The sequence below is a fragment of the Burkholderia diffusa genome (assembly GCF_001718315.1).
Classification (GTDB): Bacteria; Pseudomonadota; Gammaproteobacteria; order Burkholderiales; family Burkholderiaceae; genus Burkholderia; species Burkholderia diffusa_B.
Window position 1 is genome coordinate 1,396,536 of the sequence record NZ_CP013363.1, and the last position, 22,560, is coordinate 1,419,095.

Genomic DNA, 22,560 nt, shown 5'->3' on the forward strand with positions numbered 1-22,560 from the left:
CCCGGGCGCTCAGGCGGCGATCCACACGTATCCGTCCTCGACCCGCGACGGATACGCGCTCACCGATTTCTCGGGCGATTCGAGGCATTCGCCGGTTCGCAGGTCGAAATGCTGCTTGTACAGCGGCGACGCGACGACCACGCGCTCGCCGAGGCTGCCGATCAGCCCGCGCGACATCACGGCCGCCTGCGACACCGGATCGACGTTGTCGATCGCGAACACGCCGCCTTCTTCGGCATGCGCGACATGGAACACCGCGACCTGCTCGCCGTTGACCAGCGCGCACACGCCGGTGTTCGGCACGATGTCGTCGAGCGGGCACACACGGATCCAGGACAGGGGAAGACGATCGTTCATGATGGGCTCCTTGGAAAAGACGCTGGTGTCGGTCGGTGTCAAACGGTTGCGGGTTCGGCTGCGGGCTCGGCGACGACCGGAATCGAAACGGGCTTGCCGCCCGCGCGCTCGCCGGGCGTGGCAGGCCGAATCTGCCCGCGCGTCTCGACGAACGCAATGGTCGCGTCCGGCGCGTCGCTGTTCACGAAGTGACGGAAGCGCTTGCGCGTTTCCGGATCGGTGACAGCCTTCTTCCACTCGCATTCGTAGGTGTCGACCACGTGCTGCATGTCGGCCTCGAGTTCGGCCGCGATCCCGAGCTTGTCGTGCACGACGACGTCGGTCAGGTAGTCGAGCCCGCCTTCGAGGTTGTCGCGCCAGACGCTGGTGCGCTGCAGCCGGTCGGCGGTGCGCACGTAGAACATCAGGAAGCGGTCGATGTAGCGGATCAGCGTGTCGCGGTCGAGATCGGACGCGAGCAGCTCCGCATGGCGCGGTTTCATCCCGCCGTTGCCGCACACGTACAGGTTCCAGCCCTTCTCGGTCGCGATGATCCCGATGTCCTTGCCCTGCGCTTCCGCGCACTCGCGCGTGCAGCCCGACACGCCGAACTTGATCTTGTGCGGCGCGCGCAAGCCCTTGTAGCGGTTCTCGATATCGATCGCGAGGCCGACCGAATCGTCGACGCCGTAGCGGCACCACGTCGAACCGACGCACGACTTCACGGTGCGCACCGACTTGCCGTATGCGTGGCCGGATTCGAAGCCGGCCGCGATCAGCTCTTCCCAGATCGACGGCAACTGCTCGACACGCGCGCCGAACAGGTCGACGCGCTGGCCGCCGGTGATCTTCGTGTAGAGCCCGTACTTCTTCGCGACCTGGCCGACCGCGATCAGCCCTTCAGGCGTCACCTCGCCGCCCGGCATGCGCGGCACGACCGAGTACGTGCCGTCGCGCTGGATGTTCGCGAGGTAGTAGTCGTTCGAATCCTGCAGCCCCGCATGCTCCTTCTTCAGCACGAACTCGTTGAAGCACGATGCGAGGATGCCCGCCACGGCCGGCTTGCACACGTCGCAGCCCAGCCCGTGGCCGTGCTTCGCGAGCAGTTCGTCGAACGTCGTGATGCGCTCGACGCGGATCAGATGGAACAGCTCCTGGCGCGAATGCGGGAAGTGCTCGCACAGATGGTTGTTGACCGCGAGGCCCTGCTTCTTCATCTCGGCCTTCATGATCTGCGTGACGAGCGGCACGCAGCCGCCGCACGACGTGCCTGCGCCCGTGCACGACTTCAGTGCGCCGAGGCTCGTCGCGCCATCCGCCACCGCCGCGCAGATCTGCGACTTCGACACGTTGTTGCACGAGCAGATCTGCGCGCCCTCGGGCAGCGCGTCGACGCCGATCGCCGGCTTCGCCGCGCCGTCCGACGACGGCAGGATCAGGAATTCCGGCGACTCCGGCAGCTCGATGCGGTTCAACATCATCTGCAGCAGCGTGCCATATTCGGCCGCGTCGCCGACCATCACCGCGCCGTGCAGGAACTTGCCGCAGTCCGACACCACCAGCTTCTTGTAGACCTGGCGGCGCTCGTCCGCGTACTGGTAGGTGCGGCTGCCGGCCGTCGCGCCGTGCGCGTCGCCGATGCTCGCGACGTCGACGCCCATCAGCTTCAGCTTGGTGCTCATGTCGGCACCGGCGAACGCGACTTCGGCCGCTTCTTCCCGGTCGCCGGCGAGCTGCTTCGCCACCACGCGCGCCATGTCGTAGCCCGGTGCGACGAGGCCGTACACAGTGCCGTTCCATGCCGCGCATTCGCCGATCGCGTAGATGTCGGCGTCGCTCGTGCGGCACGCGTCGTCGATCGCGACGCCGCCGCGCGGGCCGATTTCCAGGCCGCACGCACGCGCCAGTTCGTCGCGCGCGCGGATACCGGCCGAGAACACGATCATGTCGGCGTCGAGATGCGAGCCGTCGGCGAACGCCATCCGGTGCGTGCCTTCTTCGCCGTCGACGATCTCGAGCGTGTTCTTCCCCGTATGCACGGTCACGCCGAGCGCCTCGATCTTCGCGCGCAGCATCCGGCCGCCACCGTCGTCGACCTGCACCGCCATCAGCCGCGGCGCGAATTCGACGACGTGCGTGTCGAGCCCCATGTCGCGCAACGCCTTCGCGCATTCGAGGCCGAGCAGCCCGCCGCCGACCACCACGCCGCGCTTCGCGTGCGTGCCGCATGCCTGCATCGCCTCGAGATCCTCGATCGTCCGGTACACGAAGCAGCCCGCGCGATCGCGGCCCGGCACCGGCGGCACGAACGGGCGCGAGCCCGTCGCGAGCACCAGCTTGTCGTACGCGAGCGTTTCGCCGGACGCGAGCGTGACCGTGTGCGCGACGCGGTCGATCGACGCGACCTGCGCGTTCAGGCGCAGGTCGAACTGCGGATGACGCTCGAAGAAACCGGGCTCGACGAGCGACAGATCGTCCGCCGACTTGCCGGCGAAGAATTCCGACAGATGCACGCGGTCGTACGCCGGGCGCGGTTCCTCGCCGAGCACCGTGACGTGCAGCGTGTCCGCCGCGCCGGCTTGCGCGGCGACGCACTCGAGGAGCTTGTGGCCGACCATCCCGTGGCCGATGACGATGAGTTTCATGATGACGTTTCCTTCGGTCGATCAGTTCGCGGCGCTGGCGGCGGCCAGTGCGCGATCGCGCAGTTCGGCCTCGCGTGCCTTGTGTTCTTCGCTGAAGCGCACGGCCATCGCGCACAGCGCGGTCGCGGTGACGGCGAGCCCGAGGAGGCTCAGCGTGTGCTGCACGTCGCCGACGCCCTTCAGCAGGAACGCAGCGGCCACCGCGCCGACGTTGCCGCCCGCGCCGACGATTCCCGCGACGCCGCCGAGCGCCTTGCGGTCGATGAACGGCACGAGCGCATAGGTCGCGCCGCAGGCCATGTGCGTGAAGAGGCCGAAGGTCAGCATCGCGACGAGCGCCATGCCGACGCCTTGCGCATGCGAGAACCAGACCAGCCCGAGCCCTTCACCGACGATCAGCGCGCACAGCAGCGTCGCGCGCACGTCGAGGCTGCGGCGCGCGGCGATCTTGTCCGACAGCCAGCCGCCGAGCGCACGGGCGAACAGCGCGAGCAGCCCGAACATCCCGACCGCGAAGCCGGCGTCCTTCAGCGACAGCTTGAAATGATCGACGTAGTACAGCGCGGCGATGTTGTGGATGAACACCTCGACACCGAAGCACGCGCCGTAAGTGACGAACAGCATCCACACGCGATAGTTGCCGCATGCGGTGAAGAAGCTCGCCCAGCCGCCTTTCTTGCCGCTGTCGACCGTCACGCCCTGTTTGCGCAGCGCGACGAAGTCGCCTTGCGGGCAGTCCTGCGTGAAGCGCCAGTACGCCCACGCCATCGCGAGCATCGCGATGCCCGGCACGACGAGCGCGATGCGCCACGATGCGTCGTCGCCGAAGCCGAGCATCATGCCGGCGGCGACGAGCAGCGGCATCATCGCCTGCGTCGCGCCCGCGCCCGCGTTGCCCCAGCCGGCCGTCGTCGCGTTGGCCGTGCCGACCACGTTCGGCGCGAACATCACCGACGTGTGGTACTGCGTGATCACGAAGCCCGCGCCGATCGCGCCGATGCCGAGCCGGCAGATCAGGAACGTCAGATAGTCGTGCGAGAACGACACCGCGAACACCGGAATCGCGCCGAGCACGAGCAGCCCGACATAGACGCGACGCGGGCCGAAGCGGTCGCACAGCGGGCCGACCAGCAGCCGCACGGCAATCGTCGCGGCTACCGCGGCGATGTTGATGTTCGCGACCTGTGCCGCGGTGAGGTGGAATTCGCGCGCGATCAGCGGCATCAGCGGCGCGCACGCGAACCACGCGAAGAAACAGACGAAGAACGCCATCCACGTCATGTGGAACGCGCGCATCGGCGCGGTGCGGAAGCTGAAGAGATCGATACGGGTAGCTTTGTCGGTCATGTCATCCGCCAAACGAAAAACGGCGTCCTGCACACCCGGTCTCGTCGAGACCCGATGCGTAGGACGCCGTTGCCCATGAAGCCCGTTTCCGGGCGCGTCAGTAATCGGTACTGCGGACGAATCGCCGTTGATCCGCCCGAACGAGCTTACGCAAACGCCGTGCCATGTCGGCCCGAATCGCACGTGCAGCCGCGCCACGCAAGGCTCGCCGGCCGATGCGCGCATGGCCGACGTGCACGGCGCGCGATGCGTCGCGATGCAGCGAGGCACAGATGTGGTGCGCTGCAGCACTGTCGACGTGCGACATCGCGGTGCGCGATGACGGGGCGCGATGCACGCCGATGCGGCATCGCGTGCGCCGCGGCCCCGCCGCTGCGTGCATGCCGGCCTCCGTCGCGGCCGTGGCGCCACGCATGTCTCCACGCATGTCTCCACGCATGTCGCCGCGCTTGCCGCCGCGTTCACGCAGGTTGGCCCGGATATTGCTGAATCCTGGCCATACACCGGCAACGGCGCCGGTGGGCAGTCCCCGCAAGTCAGGCCCGCCATCACAGGCGGGCGCAGCAGACCAGGACAACGACGTCCCTCCGTGCTCGGCACGGCCGGACGCCGTGGTCGCTTCGACCGCCCGCCGCCGCCGCGAGCAACAACGCACTATCGACCGCCGCACGCACGCGGCAATGGAACACGACATGACGACTGGAAAAGTCACGCTGCTGGGTGCCGGCCCCGGCGATCCCGATCTCCTCACGCTGAAGGCCGTGAAGGCGCTGGCGGCCGCCGACGTGCTGCTGCTCGACGATCTCGTCGCACCCGGCATCGTCGAACTCGCGCCGCACGCGCGCGTGATCCGCGTCGGCAAGCGCGGCGGCTGCCGCTCCACGCCGCAGGCATTCATCGAGAAACTGATGCGCCGCTACGCGTTGCGCGGCGCGCACGTCGTGCGCGTCAAGGGCGGCGACGCGCTGCTGTTCGGCCGCGCCGGCGAAGAACTCGCGACGCTGCGCGCCGCAGGAATTCCGGTGGACATCGTCAACGGCATCTCGTCGGGCTTCGCGGCCGCCGCGAGCCTCGGCATCTCGCTCACGCACCGCGAGCACTGCCAGGGCGTCACGTTCGTCACCGCGCACCGCCAGGACCACGGCGAACCCGATTGGGCGACGCTCGCGGCGACCGGCACCACGCTCGCGATCTATATGGGCATGAGCCGCGTGGACAGCATCGCGGCGGGCCTGCTCGCCGCATTGCCCGCGTCGACGCCGGCCGCCGCCGTGCAGTGGGCCGGCACGCCGCACGAGCGCCGCTGGACCGGCACGCTCGGCGGCCTCGCACGCGGCGTGGCGGCAGCCGGGCTCGGCAGCCCGGCCGTGATGCTTGTCGGCGCGGCGATCGGCGAAGCCGCCGTGCAATGCACCGATGCCGCCGGCGAAGCGATGCGGTTCCGGGCGGCATAGCATGCGCGGTCCGCATAACCATTCCGGTCACCGCAGCGGCGTTCGCGCCGGCTGTCCGGGATGCGGCCGCGAGATCCGCAATTCGTCGTCATGCGCCCGCACCCCGCATCTGAAATTCAACCCTTGCACCGAAGTTCGTCCGTCCCCGCTCGCGTCATGAGTTCGTCCGTCCCGCCCGCACGCCTGCGCGTGCTGCTCGTCACCGACACCGACAAGCCGATCGGCGAACTCGGCGACGCGCTCGCGCGCCTCGGCTACGAGATGCTCAACGACGTCGCGACGCCCGCGCGCCTGCCCGCCGCCGTCGAGGAGCAGCGCCCCGACGTCGTGATCATCGATACCGATTCGCCGTCACGCGACACGCTCGAACAACTGGCCGTGATGCACGCGACCGCGCCGCGCCCCGTGCTGATGTTCAGCCACGATGCCGACCAGGCGCTGATTCATGCGGCGGTCGGCGCCGGCGTCAGCGCGTATCTCGTCGAGGGCCTGTCGGCCGAGCGCCTCGCACCGATACTCGAAGTCGCGCTCGCGCGCTTCTCGCACGACGATGCATTGCGCCGCCGGCTCGCCGACGTCGAGCGCGAGCTCGCCGAACGCAAGCTGATCGACCGCGCGAAGCGCCTGCTGATGGATCAGCGCAGGCTGTCCGAGCACGATGCGTACGCGTTGCTGCGCAAGCGCGCGATGGATCAGGGCCAGCGCATCGTCGACATCGCGCGGCAATTGCTCGATGCGGCCCACTCGTCATGAATGCCATGAAACCTTCGTCTCCCGCCGCGCCGGAACGCGCGCATCTTCGTCTCGGGTTCGTCGCGCTGAGCGACGCGGCCCCGCTGATCGTCGCGCAGCACCTGAATCTCGGCGCGCGCCACGGCCTGACGCTCGAGCTGTGCCGTCAGCCATCGTGGGCCGCCGTGCGCGACAAGCTGCTCAGCGGCGAACTCGACGCCGCGCACACGCTGTACGGGCTCGTGTGCGGGCTGCAGGTCGGCATCGGCGGCCCGCAGGCCGACATGGCCGCGCTGATGGTGCTGAACCGCAACGGCCAGGCGATCACGTTCGCCCGCGGCCTCGCCGACGCGTACCGCGCAAGCGGCGACGTCCGCGCGGCGCTCGCCACGCTCGGCCGCAAGCCGCTGCTCGCGCAGACCTTCCCGACCGGCACGCATGCGATGTGGCTGAACCACTGGCTCGCGTCGCACGGCGTCGATCCGCTGCGCGACGTGCGCAGCGTCGTGATTCCACCGCCCGAGATGGTCGCGGCGCTCGCGAGCGGCGAGCTCGACGGCTTCTGCGCGGGCGAGCCATGGCACGCGGTGGCCGAAGCCTGCGGCGCGGGCCGAACCGTCGCCGTCACCAGCGAGATCTGGCCCGATCATCCGGAGAAAGTGCTCGCGACCCGGCGCGATTTCGTCGCGCTGTATCCGGCGACCGCGCGCGCGCTGATCCGCACGCTCGTCGATGCGTGCGCATGGCTCGACAACGCAGCGCACCGTCGCGACGCGGCCGACTGGCTCGCGTCGCCCGCCGCGCTCGGCGTGCCGGCCCGATTGATCGCCCCGCGCCTGCTCGGCGACTACGGCGCGGGGCCGTTCGCGCAGCCGCCGCTGCCGATCCGCTTCCACGACGGCGGTGCCGTGAACCGCCCGGATCCGCAGGAAGGCCGGTGGTTCCTGCTCCAATACCGGCGCTGGGGCATGCTCGACGGCACGCACGACGACGCGGAGATCGCCGCGGCGATCGCGCAGACGGCGTTGTATGATGCTGCGGTCGCCGAAGGCGGTGCGGCAGGCCAGTAATCCCGTCCCGGGATGCCACGGCCGCCGCGCGGTGCCGTGCGACACTGGCGGAACGCCTGACGCGATGCGCCGGTTTCCGCGCCGGTCCGTGCCGGGCCTCCGCGCCGCACGGACACGTTGGCATCCGTGCCGCCACTCCGTCCCCGTTCAGAATCGATGTCGAAACAAACGCGCACGCCGCTCGACGTGCTGCTCACCGAAATCCGCGCGTGCCGCGTCTGCGAAGCCGAGCTGCCGCTCGGCCCGCGCCCCGTCGTGCGCGCCCATCGTGACGCCCGCATCCTGATCGTCGGGCAGGCGCCCGGCGCCCGCGTCCACGCGAGCGGCATCCCGTGGGACGATGCGAGCGGCAAGCGGCTGCGTGACTGGCTCGGCGTCGACACCGACACGTTCTACGACGAGACCCGCTTCGCCATCGTGCCGATGGGCTTCTGCTACCCGGGCCGAGGTGCGAGCGGCGACAACCCGCCGCGCCCCGAATGCGCGCGACTGTGGCTCGACCGGCTGCTCGCAGGATTGCCGTCGATCCGGCTGACGCTGCTGATCGGCCAGTATGCGCAGCGGCATTTCCTGCGCGACACGCGCAAGGCGACGCTGACCGACACCGTGCACGCGTGGCGCGACTATGGCCCCGGCGTGCTGCCGCTGCCGCATCCGTCGCCGCGCAACCAGGCGTGGTTCAAGCACCATCCGTGGTTCAACGCCGAGATCGTGCCCGAACTGCGCCGGCGCGTCGCGCCGCTGATCGCCCGCTGACCCAAGCCGCGCCGCGCCACGCTCCCTACCGAAATGAATCAGAACGACATCGACTTTTCGTGCACCGGCTGCGGCCGTTGCTGCCACGACCTGCGCATTCCGCTGACCGTCGCCGAGGCCGCTGCCTGGCTGCGGCGCGGCGGCCATGTGGAGCTGTTGTGCGACGCCATGCCATGGCCCGTCGAACCGGCCCCCGACGACGCGTTCGCCGCGTACAAGCGCGCCCGTTCGTCGCCCGCGCTCAGCGGCACGCTGCCGGTACGCGTGACCACCTTGCTCACCGCGTCCCATGCCGGCCCATGCCCGAACCTGCTCGATGATTTGCGCTGCGGCATCTACGACGAACGGCCGCTCGTGTGCCGGATCTACCCGGCCGAGGTCAATCCGTTCGTGCCGCTGATGCCGGACGGCAAGCAGTGCCCGCCCGACGCATGGCAGCACGCGCCGCTCACTCGCGGCGGCACGATCGTCGACGCGCTCACGCGCGAGAACATCGTGCGCGCACGGGAAGCCAGCGCGGCCGAGACGCCGTTGCGCGCGCGGCTGTGCGCGGCGCTCGGCATCGATACGGCAGCCGTTGCGAACGAAGGCTTCGCGATTCATGCACCGCCCGCCGACACGCTGCTGGCCGCGCTCAGCATGCTCGCCAATGCGCGCGCGGCGGTGCCCGCCGAGCCCGTGCCGACCGCATGGACGCTGCTCACGAATCGCAGCGCGACCGCCGCCACACTCCGTTCGGTCGGCGCCTTCAGCGAGCTTGCGGCAACCGGCGAGGCCGGCGCGCGCTGCCGCTACCTGGCCTTTCATCCGGCCGACTGATTACCTTGTCGCCGGGCGACTGCGCGCCGCCCGGCCGGCTGCCCGGATCCCGCCCGCGGATTCCGGCCGCGCCCGGTTCGCTGTACCATCGCGGCTCAACCGCGTCACGAACAGCAGAATCCTTCATGCCCTCCACCGCCCCGCCGCGCCTGTACGGGATGCCCGAACGCAGCGACCGGCTCGATTTCTACATCCGCGACCAGGCGTCGCGCCAGGCGATCACCGAGCCGCACCGGCACGCGTATTTCCAGATCCAGTTCAACCTCGGCGGCGACACCGAGCAGCGGATTGGCGGCGTCACACGGCCGTTTCCGCGCGGCGCGCTCGCGTTCGTGCTGCCGCACCGCGAGCACCTGATTCCGCATCCGGAAGGCGCGCACTTCATCGTGATCAACTTCAGCCAGGCGTTCCTGCGCGCCGATCTCGACGTCGATCCGCTCGATCTCGAGGATGTCCCCGCGCACCGCTTTCCCGAGTTGACGCCGTTCCGTTTCCAGGAACACCTCGACTTCATCCTGACCGGTGACGCGTTCGACGAGGCGCGCCGCCTCGCGCTCTGCATGCTCGATGCCGACCGCGTGCGCAGTTTCGGTTCCACCACGTTGCTGCGCGGCTACCTGCTCCAGCTGATCGGGCTCGTCTGCACGCAGTACGCCGGTGCGCTCGACAAACTTGCGCAGCGCGGCGCCCAGCGCGCGGGCCGGCGCGACGCGCTTGCGCGCGTGCTGCGCCACGTGCGCGCGAACCTGACCCGCGAGGACCTGACGCTCGCGGCCACCGCCGAGGCCGCGTTCCTGTCGCCGAATTACCTCGCGCACCTGGTGCGCAAGGAAACCGGCAGCACCTTCACCGATCTCGTGACCGAGCGCCGGATCGCGCTCGCGCAATCGCTGCTCGCGCATACGAGCCGGCGCATCGCCGACATCGCGCGCTCCGTCGGCTTCCGCGATGAAGGTTATTTCGCGCGGCGCTTTCGTGCGCGAGTCGGCGTGTCGCCGAAGGCGTATCGCGACGCGAATGCCGCGCTGCCGGACGGCGATGAAGCGGCGGCGGCCGGCGACGCGTAGTTTTGTCCGGTTAAAGCGCAGTTTCGTCGCATCCGGGCGTGGACGCGTCGGGTATCGTTCCATGCATGCCGGCCCGCGCCGCGTTGCGCGGGCGACGGCATGCGTCTTTTCATCGAACGAGGCCATCCGATGTCCGAATACGTCATCGACGCTTCCGAGCGTCCTTCCGTCGAAGTCGAACAGTCTTCCGCGCGCTTTCCGGTGCGCCGTGTGTTCTGCGTCGGCCGCAACTACGCCGACCACGCGCGCGAAATGGGCGCCGATCCCGATCGCGAACCGCCGTTCTTCTTCACGAAGCCGGCCGACGCGATCGTCCCGGCCAGCGGCACCGTCCCCTATCCGCCGCTGACAAGCGACCTCCATCATGAAATCGAGCTGGTCGTCGCGATCGGCAAGGACGGCCGGTCGATCGACCCGGCCGATGCGCTGTCGCACGTGTGGGGCTACGGCGTCGGCGTCGATCTCACGCGCCGCGACCTGCAGGCCGAGGCGAAGAAGCTGAGCCGGCCGTGGGACTGGGCGAAGGGCTTCGATGCGTCCGGCCCCGTGACCGCGCTGCGCGCGGCAACCGCGACCGGCCATCCGGCAAGCGGCCGGATCTGGCTCGCGGTCAACGGCGAAACGCGCCAGCAAGGCGATCTCGCCGACATGATCTGGGCCGTGCCGGACGTGATCGCGTACGTGTCGCGCTCGGTCGAGCTGAAGGCCGGCGACCTGATCTTCACCGGCACGCCGGCCGGCGTCGGCGCGCTGGAGCCGGGCGACCGCGTGACAGGCGGGGTCGACGGCGTCGCGACGTTCGAGTTCGTGATGGGGGCGAAGCCGTAAGGCATCGTGCGGGTGTAGGCGACGTGCCGGCCGTTCGACGGCCGGGGCGTCGCATCGTGCCGCTCGTTGCCGGTTCGGGCAGCGACCGCATCGCGCCGGATCGGCATGCCAATCCTTTTACGTCGAGCACGCATCCCGTTCGCGTGCGTCGAAGATTCGGATGCATACGGCGGCCGCCAGCGCGATCGCCGCGGACAGCAGCATCATGACCAGCGGCGCACGACCGGCGTTACCAACAGTCAGCACCATCCCCGTCAGCGACGACAGCGCGGCCCCGCCCGCGATTGTCATCGCCCCGACCAGCCCCGATGCGCTGCCAGCCAGTTCCGGCCGCACCGACATCGCGCCTGCATGCGCGCCCGGATTCGACAGCCCGTTGCCGATGCCGATCAGCACGCACGGCCCGAACCATGCGATCGCGTGCGTCGCCCCGCCGAAAAACAGCACGAGACCGATCGCAGGCCCCGCGCATGCGACCACGCGTCCGCAGAGAATCGTCGTGGCCAGCGGATAGCGATGCGCATGACGCGCAGCCAGAAAGCTGCCGCAGACGAAGCCGGCCGTGATCGTTCCCATGTAGAAGCCGATTTCCGTGGGCGGGATGCGAAACACCGCTTGCGCGGCGAGCGGCGCGCCGGCCAGGAACGCGTAGAAGGCACCGGTCGAAAACGCCATGCAAAGCGCATAAGCCCAGAAGCGGCACGCGCGCAGCAGCGCGGGATACGCGCGAAGCTGCTGTGCAAGTGTCGTGGCGCGGGTCGGATGGGTTTCCGCGAGATCGAACATACACCAGCCGAGCAGCGCGATGCCTGTCGCACCGAGCAACCAGAAGCTCGCGCGCCACCCGAGCGTCTGATCGAGCACGCCGCCGAGCGTCGGTCCGATCATCGGCGCGAACGCGGCCGCCATCGCCGCATAGCCGATCCGGGTCGCCGCGCGTGCACCGCCGCCAGCCGTGTCGCGCAACGTCGCCATGGACACCGGATAGACGGACGTGATCGCCGCCTGCATCAGCCTGCATGCGAGGAATACGCGGATATCGGTCGCCATCGCGCAGCCCAGCGACCCGAGCGTGAAGACGCCGAGGCTCGTCAACATGATCGGCCGCCGTCCGAAGCGGTCAGATAGCGGCCCCATTACGAATTCGAACGATGAGGCGACTGCTGCGTAGCCGCCTAGTGACAGTGCGACTAGCGCGTAGTCGGCGCGCAGGTCGCGCGCGATTGCGGGTAGAGATGGCAGGAAGCGGCTCAACGGCAGCACGGAGAACGCGCATAGCAGGATTAGCGTCGTGTTTCGTCGCGGGGTGCGTTTGGAAATGATTCGCAGGTTCGGTTGCAAGGACATGCCCTCCGGACACGCCGTCGCGTGGTTGTGCTCAATGGGAAATGAGCGTTCTTCGTGGATTTTCGTGGGTGTCGCTTGTCGACCCGTTCCGGCCGCTCAACGCTCTCGAAAACGGCCAGTCGTTGTGTATGCCAAAATTACGCTCGATAGCGCCCTCTCTTACTTTATGTTCGCAAACGGGGGAACCAATGAGCACGAACAGCATAACCGATACTCACAACCTGTCGGTGTACAAGTGGAATTGGGAAAGGAGTCGCTTCTAAATGCGCTTAGGCTTCACCGAGATGCGATTCTTCTCTTTGAAGCCAACTCCTTTCCGTCTGCGTTCCAGTTGTCGGTTCTGTCATTGGAAGAATTTGCGAAAGCCAAGTGGATCGAGCACTATTATTACAGTTCGATTACGAATTGCGGGTTCGAAGAGGCGGGGTTTGAGCAGCAGTGGTTGAAGCTTCTTTACATACATTTAGAGAAGCAATATGCCTTTGTTGCGCGCGACATGTTTGAATATCCCCCATCCCTTGTCGAATTTATAAAAAATGGCGGCTTGGAGCGGCGAAAGCAGCAAGCTGCCTACGTCGGACTGGATCGCGATCGAAAAACTGTATTCGTAAAAGATCGCATTTCACTTCCCTCGTCGATCAAGAAAAAAGAAGCAAAGCGAATGATTTCGTGGATAAACGCAGAGTTTGTTCTCATACACAAGAAACTGACGTTTTACGAGCAATACTTTGGAATTAAAGAAATGGATGAGGTTATGCTATCACCATCGGCCAGTGTGATATTTGAGTGGCCTTACAAATCTAGAACGAGATCAGCCAAACACCGCCACGCGCATCTGCGTCAGCCGTCAACCTCCGTAGCCGGCTCATAACGATCAAATGAATCCGATGATAGCAGTCAGTCGCCCACCTGTTCGGCCCGGGCAGGCGACGCTATCTTATTAACTCGTCACCGATTCTTTTTCGCGAAACTTTCCGTGGATCTTCCAAGTGGTAGCGCAATGATCCTCAAACGACCCGCCGAGGTCCAAACCCGACTTGCCGGCAGTCAGCTTCAGTCCTGCATTGATCCCGAAGTCGTCTTCGTAGTTCACAGTTAGTGAAAATTCAGTCAATCCGAATTTGATTCTGCCTTTCGCAATTGATTGCCACGTGGGCTCGTGTGGGTACCATACGAGCGGTTCTGGTAGAGAGGGTTGAGTGGTTCCACAGAGGTGAGCTTCATACAAAAGTGCGGACACGCCCGACTGCTTGCTGGAAATTTCGGTGCCAGCATTAGCGTCCGGCATTGGAACAGAGAGGGTGGCTGCGAATTCTCGCGACCAGCCTCTTACATGCTCCACCTTAATTTCACTCGCTCCCAAAGACATCAGTAGATCAATCGCTTCCGAGAATTTGTGCTCAAAAGCAAGGCGATGAAACGAGGCAACGGTGAAATAAACCCCATTTACCGCCGGGTGGGCCACATACAGTACGCCGTCGCGTGGGTGGCCTGGTGGGAAGGTCAGTGAGTTAGCTTGCGTCCGGCTTATCTGGGTGATGTCGAGCCCGCTTTGGCGCGCTTTGCTCCATGCGATCAAAGCTTCCGCACCAGCAACCAAGACGCCTGCTAGATTTGCGCCGTAGAGCGCCCTCAGCGCGTTTTCGCCAATCTTTGCAAAGTCAATTCCCTTTTTGGGTTGGAGCGCAGCGGCTTCTGCTTCCTCAGCTGCCTTTACCACCTCGTCCGGTGCAACAACGATCAATTGATTATTCATTAGTGGAGACCGAATTAGATCAAAATTTCGATTTGCTTTCGGAAGCACGCTTCAGCGTATTCCTCAAATCCGAGAAAGATCAAAGAAGTCGACGTCGCGCGCATCCTCGAGATCGATTGTGGACGATCTGAGATGCCATGTCGAACGGCTGCAAGTGGCCGAAGCCCGGCGCATCTCGCTGTGGCCGCGTTCAGAATACCTCGAACGAGCACCAGTCTGGCACAAACCCCTCGAAGATAAAAAAGTCTTCGATATACGTGAGGCCAAGCTTTTCCAGAGATCTCATGCATTCGTCGGCTGCATCACCTCCAAAAAAAGGACCAAGCGATACCAGATTGTCAGATTCGTCAAAGTATCTACCAAGATTGAATTCGGTCATGACCGTTGACAGGTCGACGTTCTTGGCCGAAAGCGCGGCCCGCCGGACAACAATTCCGAAATCCCGGGATACTTTCATCGATGTGGAGCTTGAGTGAACGAGTCGCCACGATTGTCGGCGATCTATGTGCCGAGGTCGAGTGTCCGAAACTGGCCGTCAGCGGACCTCGCTGGGAGATGGCTCTGAGCCGTCCACTCCGTGAAAGGTGGAGCTGTCCACACCGAAACAGGCCGCAATAACATCACGGATTCGACATTCGTAAGGGCGGCACCCGCCCCACAAACTCCCCTATCGCATCACGCGACCCGAGAGTTTCCTTATCTCCGTGGAACTGCTCGAAAATAGTCCGGTGAGCACCATACGAGCTTGATCCAGTCCGGGATCGATAAGTCGCGGCCCATTCCTGCAGCGCGTCGAAAGCCTCTGGAGACCCATCGCGGCGAATGCCTCGCCGACGAATATTCGCTACGCATTCGCCTTCGTCGATGCACAACCAGACCAGCGCACTCGCGTTTGCCAGGACCTCGTTGGCGAGCCACCCGTAGATACCTTCGATGACCCAGCGTTCGGCCTCCGCAGCAAGTTGAGCGAGTCGAATCGCGTCGGCACGCTCTCGAGGTACGCCGTATCCGCCAGGAAGCCAATGAATCAGGTCGAGATCGACATAAGCGGCACCCGAACGGTCGGCGACGCGTTCTGCCAGCCAGCTTTTCCCCGAACCGGAGTTTCCGATAATGAGTGTTCTAGTCAGGTCCATGCGGAGCAAGCTCATGAAACTCTTCGAGACGGAATTCAAAAATGCGCGCGCCCGCGAATCTCTGCGACCAAGCGGAATCGCGTCTTTCCCCCGCCCCAAGCTGGGCCGATTCTTGAGCGAGCATGATGCCGCAAGACTCACGATTTTGCCCAAGCCAAACACCGGTTGTGGAAGTTCGCGAATAGTCGGAGCAGATAGCCTTGCTCCCCAAAAGGGTGTAACAAAAACTCCACCAGCATGCATCGAACGGGGGCTTTGCCCGCACGCCAAGGCTCTTCCGCCGCCCGACCATCAACACCCCTACCGCGCCCGCACCGACACAAACTTCCGCGCATTCTCGCGCTGAATCAACACCGCAATCACCCCGCCTTTCGCCTCGAGCGACTGCACGTCATCCGGCGTTTCGAGCAGCGTGTCGTTCAGTTCGAGCACGACATCTCCAGGCCGAATGCCCGCATTCGCGGCCGGCCCGTGCACTGCATCCACCATCATTCCGACCGCGAGCCCGGTCGAACGCCGCTCGGCGTCGCTCAGCGGATGCATCGTCAGCCCGAGCCGATCGCCGCCGTCAGCCGGCCGCGCGGCCGCCATCGCCACGCCGGCGGCGCCGCCCGCGCCAAGCGTGCCCGCGCTGCCCGTCGCTGCCGCGTTGTCGATCGCGTCGCCCGCCCCGGCTCCCGTGACAGTCAGCATCATCGGCGCCCGGTTGCGGATCAGCCGCAGCGGCGCCTTTGCACCCGTCGGCAACGCGGCGGCGAGGTCGTTCAGTTCGGCGGACCGGCCAATCGGCTTGTCGCCAAACTTCACGATCACGTCGCCGGGCCGCACGCCTGCCGCCGCAGCCGGCGAGCCGGGATCCACGCCGTTGACGAGCGCGCCCGCCGGACGCGGCAGGCCGAACGCAGCGGCCAGCCCGACACCGACGTCCTGCACGTCGACGCCCAGCGCGTTGCCGGACGATGCCGGCTGCGCCTGCGCGCTGGCCCGCATCTGCGCCTGCACCTGCGCACGCACCTTCAGGGCAAGCGCGATCGGAATCGCGAACGTCGTGCTCGCGTAGCGATCGCCGCCGGTATAGACCTGCACCGCGATGCCGATCACGTCGCCCGCGCGGTTGAACACGGGGCCGCCCGAGTTGTCGGGATTCACCGCGATGTCGGTCTGGAAGAACGGAAACGCGCTGCCGTCGGGCAGCGCATGCGACGTCGCGCTGACGATGCCGGCCGTGACCGTGTTGCCGGAGCCTTCAGGTGCCCCCATCGTCATCACCGGTTCGCCCGCACGCACGCGCGACGAATCGCCGATGCGCACGATCGGCAGCTTCGCCGCGTCGACATGCAGCACGGCGACGTCGCTCTGCGGATCGACGGCCAGCACCGTCGCCTTCAATTCTCGACGATCGGCCAGTCGCACCGTCACGTCGGTCGCATCGCCGACGACATGCGCGGAAGTCAGGATCACCCCGTCGGCGCTGACGATGAAGCCCGAGCCGACACCCGCGATCGCGCGCGGCGACATCTCGGGCGCAGGCGCCTGTGCGCCCTGCGCGGGCGGCAGCGGCGCGCCCCGGCGGAAGTACGCGGACAACGGATCGTCGGGATCGAGGTACACGAAGGACGGACCACCGGCCTGCTGGTCGGGCGCGGTGGTCATGATGGTCACGACCGCCGGGCCATAACGGTCGACGATCGCCGGAAAATCGACCGGCATCGAGCGAGGCGATGCGGCGAGCCGGTTCTTCATGACAGGCGGTGCGGCGGTTCCGGCACCGGCTGGCGGTGGCGACAGCAACGAGGCGAATACGCCCCCGATCAACGCAGTGCGAAGCACGGCGCGAGCAAGCGTCTGGCGAACCACGGTGCACCTCCCCCGGCGGTCGCGGCTCCGCCCTGCGCGCGACGCGCGGGCGCCCGACAAGCACCGGTACACCCCTCCATTTATAGTCCACGCAGCATCCGGAACATACGAATCGAAACCCGCACCCCGGGCCGTCGCGCGGCGTCGGAGCCGCCACAGCGTTCGTTCCGGACAAAGTTCACGATTCGTCAATCGGAACATTCACCCGACACGGCAGCGCTGCGCGTCGAAGTGCGCGCAGCGCCATCATGCGAGCAGCAGAAAATTGCGCACGACCGCCGACGGATCGTCGCGTCGCGACGCAATCGCGAGCCTCGCGCGCAGCCCGTTGCCCGCGACCTGCCGATAGACGACACCGGCGACCTGCACCTGCGTGATCGCCTTCGGCACGATCGACACGCCGAGCCCGGCCGCGACGAGCGTTACCGCCGACGCGATTTGCGGCGCGGGCTGCGCCATGCGCGGCTGGAAGCCCGCTGCATTGCATGCCGCGACGATGTCGTCGAACAGCGCACTGCCCGCTTCGCGCGGCACCTGGACGAACGCCTCGTCGGCCAGTTCCGCCAGATCGATCCGACGCCGCTGCGCAAGCCGATGCGCGACCGGCATCGCGACGAACATCGGCTCCTCGTCCCAATTCGCGGCCAGCAGCGTGTCCGCGATGCGACGCTCCGGACGCACGATCGCGACATCGAGCCGCCCGGCTTCCAGCGCCTCGAGCAGCACGCCGGAGGTCGCCTCCTGCAACGTCAGGTCCGTATCCGGAAACGCTTCGCGAAAGCGGCGAATCAGGTCGGCCACTTTCGAATTGAAGGCCGCCGTCCCGGTGAAACCGACCCGCAGTTGCCCGATTTCCCCGCGCGCGGCCCGTTTTGCCGCCCGCGCCGCGCGCTCCGCGTCGTCGAGCACGCGCCGAGCCTCTTCGGCGAATACCTCTCCCGCAACAGTCAGCTCCGCACCGCGCGCGGTCCGCTTGAACAGTTCCACGCCGAGTTCGTTCTCGAGCGCCTTGATCTGCTGGCTCAGCGGCGGCTGCCCCATGCCGAGCGCTTCCGCGGCCTTCGTGAAGTTCGACGTGGCCGCCACGGCCAGGAAGTATCGGAGATGGCGAAGTTCCATGTGATCTCGGGTAGACGAACTGGCTATCAAGCCAGTCGCAAAAGGTATCGCTACGGTTCTTTTCATATATTGGACATATATATGATCGTGCGCAAGAATTCTGGTATTCCCCAGCCCATCGGGTACATACCATGTCGAATTCCGCGATCTCGCGCGCCAAGGCTCGCACCGCGAGCACCGCGCCGGATACGCTACCCGCCGGCGTGTCGCCGCGCTCGGCGGCCTACAAGCGCATCGCACTGGCACTCTTTCTGGCCGGCTTTTCCACCTTCTCGCTGTTGTACTGCGTGCAGCCGTTGCTGCCTGCGTTCGCGCGTGAATTCAAGCTGGGCGCGGCGTCGAGCTCGCTATCCCTGTCGCTGTCGACGGGGATGCTGGCGGGCTCCATCCTGTGCGCCGGCGCGCTGTCCGAACGCTTCGGCCGACGCGGGCTGATGTTCGCGTCGATGACGCTCGCGGCGCTGTTCAACGTGCTCGCCGCGATCGCGCCGAACTGGAACCTGCTGCTGATCTGGCGCGCGCTCGAAGGTTTCGCGCTCGGCGGCGTCCCGGCAGTGGCGATGGCCTATCTCGCCGAGGAAATCGCCGCCGACGGGCTGGGCCTGTCGATGGGGCTCTATGTCGGCGGCACCGCGTTCGGCGGCATGATCGGGCGGATCGGGATGAGCGCGCTCGAAGAGTATTTCTCGTGGCGCACCGCGATGCTGACGATCGGCATCGTCGACCTGGTCGCGGCGATCGCGTTCGTGATGCTGCTGCCGCAGTCGCGGCGCTTCGTGAAGCGAACCGACCTGACGCTGCGTCACCACCTCCGGCTGTGGAGCGCGCAGCTGCATCATGCGCGCCTGCCGTTCGTATTCGCGATCGGCTTCCTCGTGATGGGCGCGTTCGTGACCGTATACAACTACGTCGGGTTCCGGCTGACGGCCGCGCCGTTCAACCTGAGCGCGACCGCATGCGGGCTGATCTTCGGCGCCTACCTGTTCGGGATGGTGTCTTCGTCGAGCGCCGGCGCACTCGCCGATCGTCTCGGGCGCGCGCCCGTCCTCGTCAGCGGCATTCTCGTGTTCGCGGCCGGCCTCGCGCTGACGCTGTCGCATTCGCTCGTCGCGATCATCGTCGGGATCGTGCTGATCACCATCGGCTTCTTCGTCGCGCATGCGGTTGCGAGCGGCTGGGTCGGGCATCTCGCCGGTTCCGCCAAGGGGCACGCCGCGTCGCTCTACCTGCTGGCCTATTACCTCGGATCGAGCGTGCTGGGTTCGGTCGGCGGCACGTTCTGGCAACACGGTGCGTGGGGCGCGGTTGCCGCTTACGTCGCGGCGCTGCTCGTGCTCGGCCTGATGGCTGCCCGCCAGATCATGCGCACCGAACGCGTGCGGTAAGCACCGGCCGGCGCGCTTCCCGTCGCGGCGATTCGCGGTGGTTCGCGGCGCAGCGACTGCAATTCACTCGCGCGCGATCCGATGCGCGATCGTCGACAACGTCCGCAGCATCGGCGCAAACGCGTCGGCCGACGTATTGCCGAACCCGAGCACGAGCCCGTTGGCCGCCGACGTCGCGTGGATCGAGAACCCCGACAGTGGAAACGGCCCGATCCCGTGCGTGCGCGCCGCCTCGACGATCGCGCGGTCGCGGTAACGGGCCGGCAGCCGCAGCGCCAGATGGAGCCCGCACGGCCCACCCTCCACCTGATGCGGCAAGGTGAACGCATCGTCCAGCGCGGCGAGCAGCAAGCGCCGCCGGTCGCGATACAGCCGGCGCATCCGCCCAAGATGCCGCCCGTATTCCCCTGACTCGATGAAATCGGCGAGCGCGAGCTGCACGTGGCGCGTCCCGCCGCGGAGCATCTCCGGCAGCGCCGGTCGCACCGCGGCCAGCAGCGCGTCGGGCAGCACGAGAAAGCCGATCCGCAACGCCGGGAACATCGTCTTGCTGAACGAGCCGAGATAGACGACCGGTGAATCGGGCGCGAGCCCGTGCAACGCGCCGATCGGCTCGCCGGTGTGACGGAACTCGCTGTCGTAATCGTCCTCGATGATCCACGCGCGATGCCGGCGTGCAGCGTCGATCAGCGCGAGCCGGCGCGAGATCGACAGCACCGCGCCGGTCGGGAACTGGTTCGACGGCGTGGAGTACACGAGCCGGGGCGGCCGCTCGCGCCAGTTCGCGTCGTCCGCGCGCAGCCCTTCCGCGTCCACCGGCATCGGCACGACGTCGAGATCGGCCGCCTGCATCGCGGTGCGCGCGCCGCGATAGCCGGGCTCCTCGACCCAGACGGTGTCACCCGGGTTCGTCAGCAGTTGCGCGCACAACGCGATCGCGCCCTGCGCGCCCTCGGTGATCACGATTTGCTCGGGATCGCAGCGCACGCCGCGCGTCACGGCCAGATGGCGCGCGATCGACTCGCGCAGCGCGCGCTCGCCGAGCGGGTCGCCGTAAGCGAGCAGGTCGCGGCCGTCGCGGCGCAGCGCGCGATCGATCGCATGCCGCCACGCATCGACCGGGAAATGCGACAGCGCGGGCACGCCCGGTCGAAAACCTTCCGACTCGCCGGTGCCGATCAGGCTCGGACGTATCCGGCCGAGCCGTTGCGCGACAGCCGGCGGTGCGGCCCGCCGGCGCGGCGCGGCCGGCCGCGACAGGCCAACCACGCGCGTGCCGCGACGATCGGATTGCAGGAAGCCTTCGGCGACGAGTTGCTCGTAGACGGCCGCCGTGGTGTTGCGCGACACGCCGAGCGTCTCGGCCAGCGCGCGCGTTCCGGGCAGCCGCGTGCCGGCCGGCATCGCGCCGCCGAGAATTGCATCGCGCACGCGCCGCAGCAACTGCCGCTGCAAGGAAGGCGCGCCGGCCGTGCGCGCAAGCGGCGCGTCGAGCGGCAGCAGCGGCGCGGCGCCGAAAGGAATGGCAGTCGTCATCGGGATATCGCGGCGTGGAAGTTTCGGTGCATGGCGTCATCGTCGCGCGTTCGTGGCACCATAAATTTGCCATCGTCTGGCGCTTCTCATGGTACCTCGCCGGGACTACGATTGTCTGCGTGCCGGCATGTCGCCGGCCGCCAACCGAAGCGAGATCGACCTTGTCCACGCTCACCAACGACTTCCAGCAGCCCATCGGCCACCCTGTTCCCGACTGGTCCGCACGCCAGCGCCCGGAGCGCATCGTGCTCGACGGGCGCTACTGCCGCCTCGAACCGCTCGACGCCGACCGCCATGCCGCCGACCTGTACGCCGCATATGCGCAAGCGCCCGACGGCAGCGACTGGACCTATCTCGCACACGGGCCGTACGCCGACGAGTCGAGCTACCGCGACTACGCGCGCGGCGCGGCGGCGAGCACCGATCCTCTGCACTACACGGTGATCGACCGCGCGACGAACCGCGCGGTCGGCACGCTCGCGCTGATGCGCATCGACCCGGCCAACGGCGTGATCGAGGTCGGCTCCGTCACGTTCTCGCCGCTGCTCAAGCGCACGCCGATTTCGACGGAAGCGCAGTACCTGCTGATGAAATACGCGTTCGACACGCTCGGCTACCGGCGCTACGAATGGAAGTGCGACGATCTCAACGAGCCGTCGCGCAAGGCCGCCGCACGGCTTGGCTTCCGTTATGAGGGCACGTTCCGGCAGGCGATCGTCTACAAGGGCCGAAATCGGGACACGGCGTGGTTCTCGATCATCGACGGCGAATGGCCGGACGTGCGCGCCGCATTCGAAGCCTGGCTCGCGCCGGAAAACTTCGACGCCAGCGGCATGCAGCGCGAGTCGCTTGTCGCGATCCGCCACGCGCGGGCTCGTGCACGCGATGCAGCCGGCCGCGCGAACGACGCGACGCGCGTCACGGTCCGACCGCTCGTCGCCGCCGACGAAGCCGCGTGGCGTCCACTGTGGCAGGGTTATCAGAAGTTCTACGAGACCGCGCTGAGCGACGCCGTGATCGCGACGACGTGGGCGCGCCTGATGGATCCCGCCGAACCGATGTTCGCGCTCGGCGCGTTCGACAAGTCGGGCACGCTGGTCGGCATCGTGCACGCGATCTATCACCGCTCATGCTGGACCGAAGGGCCGTATTGCTATCTGCAGGACCTGTTCACGGCGGCCGACACACGCGGACAAGGCGCGGGCGGTGCGCTGATCGAGGCCGTGTACGCGCGGGCCCGCGAAGCCGGCGCGAGCCGCGTGTACTGGCTCACGCACGAAACCAATACGACCGCGCGCGCGCTGTACGACAAACTCGCGACCAACGCGGGATTCATTCAGTACCGGAAAGATCTCAAGTAACGCGCGAAC

General features: G+C 67.0%; 21 protein-coding genes. 10 read left to right on the forward strand and 11 right to left on the reverse strand.

What is annotated here, in order from left to right; translation table 11 throughout:
* Positions 1 to 9: 9 nt before the first annotated feature.
* The 4 genes from nirD to WI26_RS33080 form a co-directional block, all read right to left on the reverse strand.
* Positions 10 to 357, reverse strand: coding sequence for a nitrite reductase small subunit NirD (gene nirD, locus WI26_RS21545; protein ID WP_069227133.1), 348 nt, complete (start codon positions 355 to 357; stop codon positions 10 to 12).
* 38 nt (positions 358 to 395) lie between these two features.
* Positions 396 to 2,981, reverse strand: a complete 2,586-nt coding sequence (gene nirB, locus WI26_RS21550) for a nitrite reductase large subunit NirB (RefSeq protein WP_069227134.1) — start codon at positions 2,979 to 2,981, stop codon at positions 396 to 398.
* Positions 2,982 to 3,002: 21 nt separating this feature from the next.
* Complete coding sequence (locus WI26_RS21555) at positions 3,003 to 4,328, reverse strand: MFS transporter (RefSeq protein WP_069227135.1); 1,326 nt, start codon at positions 4,326 to 4,328, stop codon at positions 3,003 to 3,005.
* Positions 4,329 to 4,425: 97 nt separating this feature from the next.
* Positions 4,426 to 4,905: a hypothetical protein gene (locus WI26_RS33080; protein ID WP_236849310.1), complete on the reverse strand. Its 480-nt coding sequence runs from the start codon at positions 4,903 to 4,905 to the stop codon at positions 4,426 to 4,428.
* A 115-nt stretch (positions 4,906 to 5,020) separates the two neighbouring features.
* On the opposite strand from WI26_RS33080, the gene cobA reads away from it, so the two are divergent.
* The 7 genes from cobA to WI26_RS21595 all read left to right on the forward strand — a co-directional run bounded on the left by cobA (position 5,021) and on the right by WI26_RS21595 (position 11,054).
* Positions 5,021 to 5,782, forward strand: a complete 762-nt coding sequence (gene cobA, locus WI26_RS21565; protein WP_059539795.1) for a uroporphyrinogen-III C-methyltransferase — start codon at positions 5,021 to 5,023, stop codon at positions 5,780 to 5,782.
* A gap of 156 nt (positions 5,783 to 5,938) precedes the next feature.
* On the forward strand, positions 5,939 to 6,535 hold the full coding sequence (locus WI26_RS21570) for an ANTAR domain-containing response regulator (protein ID WP_069227136.1): 597 nt from the start codon (positions 5,939 to 5,941) through the stop codon (positions 6,533 to 6,535).
* Positions 6,536 to 6,540: 5 nt separating this feature from the next.
* The gene (locus WI26_RS21575; RefSeq protein WP_069227819.1) at positions 6,541 to 7,584 is read left to right on the forward strand and encodes a CmpA/NrtA family ABC transporter substrate-binding protein; all 1,044 of its coding nucleotides are present in this window, start codon (positions 6,541 to 6,543) and stop codon (positions 7,582 to 7,584) included.
* Between the two features lie 156 nt (positions 7,585 to 7,740).
* Positions 7,741 to 8,340, forward strand: coding sequence for a uracil-DNA glycosylase family protein (locus tag WI26_RS21580; RefSeq protein ID WP_069227137.1), 600 nt, complete (start codon positions 7,741 to 7,743; stop codon positions 8,338 to 8,340).
* Positions 8,341 to 8,373: 33 nt separating this feature from the next.
* Complete coding sequence (locus tag WI26_RS21585; RefSeq protein ID WP_069227138.1) at positions 8,374 to 9,159, forward strand: YkgJ family cysteine cluster protein; 786 nt, start codon at positions 8,374 to 8,376, stop codon at positions 9,157 to 9,159.
* Between the two features lie 125 nt (positions 9,160 to 9,284).
* Positions 9,285 to 10,226 (forward strand): helix-turn-helix transcriptional regulator, encoded by a 942-nt coding sequence (locus WI26_RS21590; protein ID WP_069227139.1) that lies wholly within the window; start codon positions 9,285 to 9,287, stop codon positions 10,224 to 10,226.
* A gap of 129 nt (positions 10,227 to 10,355) precedes the next feature.
* Positions 10,356 to 11,054, forward strand: a complete 699-nt coding sequence (locus WI26_RS21595; RefSeq protein ID WP_069227820.1) for a fumarylacetoacetate hydrolase family protein — start codon at positions 10,356 to 10,358, stop codon at positions 11,052 to 11,054.
* A gap of 117 nt (positions 11,055 to 11,171) precedes the next feature.
* On the opposite strand, the gene WI26_RS21600 is transcribed toward WI26_RS21595, so the two are convergent.
* Positions 11,172 to 12,401 (reverse strand): MFS transporter, encoded by a 1,230-nt coding sequence (locus WI26_RS21600; RefSeq protein WP_069227140.1) that lies wholly within the window; start codon positions 12,399 to 12,401, stop codon positions 11,172 to 11,174.
* On the opposite strand from WI26_RS21600, the gene WI26_RS21605 reads away from it, so the two are divergent.
* Positions 12,346 to 13,272 carry an AbiV family abortive infection protein gene (locus WI26_RS21605; protein ID WP_236849311.1) on the forward strand — a complete coding sequence of 309 codons (927 nt, stop codon included), beginning with the start codon at positions 12,346 to 12,348 and terminating at the stop codon, positions 13,270 to 13,272. The genes WI26_RS21600 and WI26_RS21605 overlap by 56 nt on opposite strands.
* A 69-nt stretch (positions 13,273 to 13,341) precedes the next feature.
* Here the strand turns inward: WI26_RS21605 and WI26_RS32345 are convergent, their stop codons facing one another.
* The 5 genes from WI26_RS32345 to WI26_RS21620 all read right to left on the reverse strand — a co-directional run bounded on the left by WI26_RS32345 (position 13,342) and on the right by WI26_RS21620 (position 18,269).
* Positions 13,342 to 14,157: a hypothetical protein gene (locus WI26_RS32345; protein WP_155639339.1), complete on the reverse strand. Its 816-nt coding sequence runs from the start codon at positions 14,155 to 14,157 to the stop codon at positions 13,342 to 13,344.
* Between the two features lie 190 nt (positions 14,158 to 14,347).
* On the reverse strand, positions 14,348 to 14,614 hold the full coding sequence (locus tag WI26_RS21610; protein WP_047904346.1) for a hypothetical protein: 267 nt from the start codon (positions 14,612 to 14,614) through the stop codon (positions 14,348 to 14,350).
* 163 nt (positions 14,615 to 14,777) lie between these two features.
* On the reverse strand, positions 14,778 to 15,308 hold the full coding sequence (locus tag WI26_RS31555; protein WP_236849312.1) for an adenylate kinase: 531 nt from the start codon (positions 15,306 to 15,308) through the stop codon (positions 14,778 to 14,780).
* Positions 15,309 to 15,593: 285 nt separating this feature from the next.
* On the reverse strand, positions 15,594 to 17,150 hold the full coding sequence (locus WI26_RS21615; RefSeq protein WP_069227141.1) for a trypsin-like peptidase domain-containing protein: 1,557 nt from the start codon (positions 17,148 to 17,150) through the stop codon (positions 15,594 to 15,596).
* A 246-nt stretch (positions 17,151 to 17,396) separates the two neighbouring features.
* Positions 17,397 to 18,269: a LysR family transcriptional regulator gene (locus tag WI26_RS21620; RefSeq protein WP_059508957.1), complete on the reverse strand. Its 873-nt coding sequence runs from the start codon at positions 18,267 to 18,269 to the stop codon at positions 17,397 to 17,399.
* Positions 18,270 to 18,400: 131 nt separating this feature from the next.
* Here WI26_RS21620 and WI26_RS21625 point away from each other — a divergent pair, with 131 nt between their 5' ends.
* A complete protein-coding gene (locus tag WI26_RS21625) occupies positions 18,401 to 19,654 on the forward strand; it encodes an MFS transporter (RefSeq protein WP_069227142.1) in 1,254 nt (417 codons plus the stop codon).
* Between the two features lie 63 nt (positions 19,655 to 19,717).
* Here the strand turns inward: WI26_RS21625 and WI26_RS21630 are convergent, their stop codons facing one another.
* Complete coding sequence (locus tag WI26_RS21630) at positions 19,718 to 21,190, reverse strand: PLP-dependent aminotransferase family protein (RefSeq protein ID WP_069227143.1); 1,473 nt, start codon at positions 21,188 to 21,190, stop codon at positions 19,718 to 19,720.
* A gap of 161 nt (positions 21,191 to 21,351) precedes the next feature.
* Between WI26_RS21630 and WI26_RS21635 the strand changes: the two genes are divergently transcribed.
* Entirely contained in the window at positions 21,352 to 22,551 is a 1,200-nt protein-coding gene (locus WI26_RS21635) for a GNAT family N-acetyltransferase (RefSeq protein WP_069227144.1), read from the forward strand.
* Positions 22,552 to 22,560: the final 9 nt, after the last annotated feature.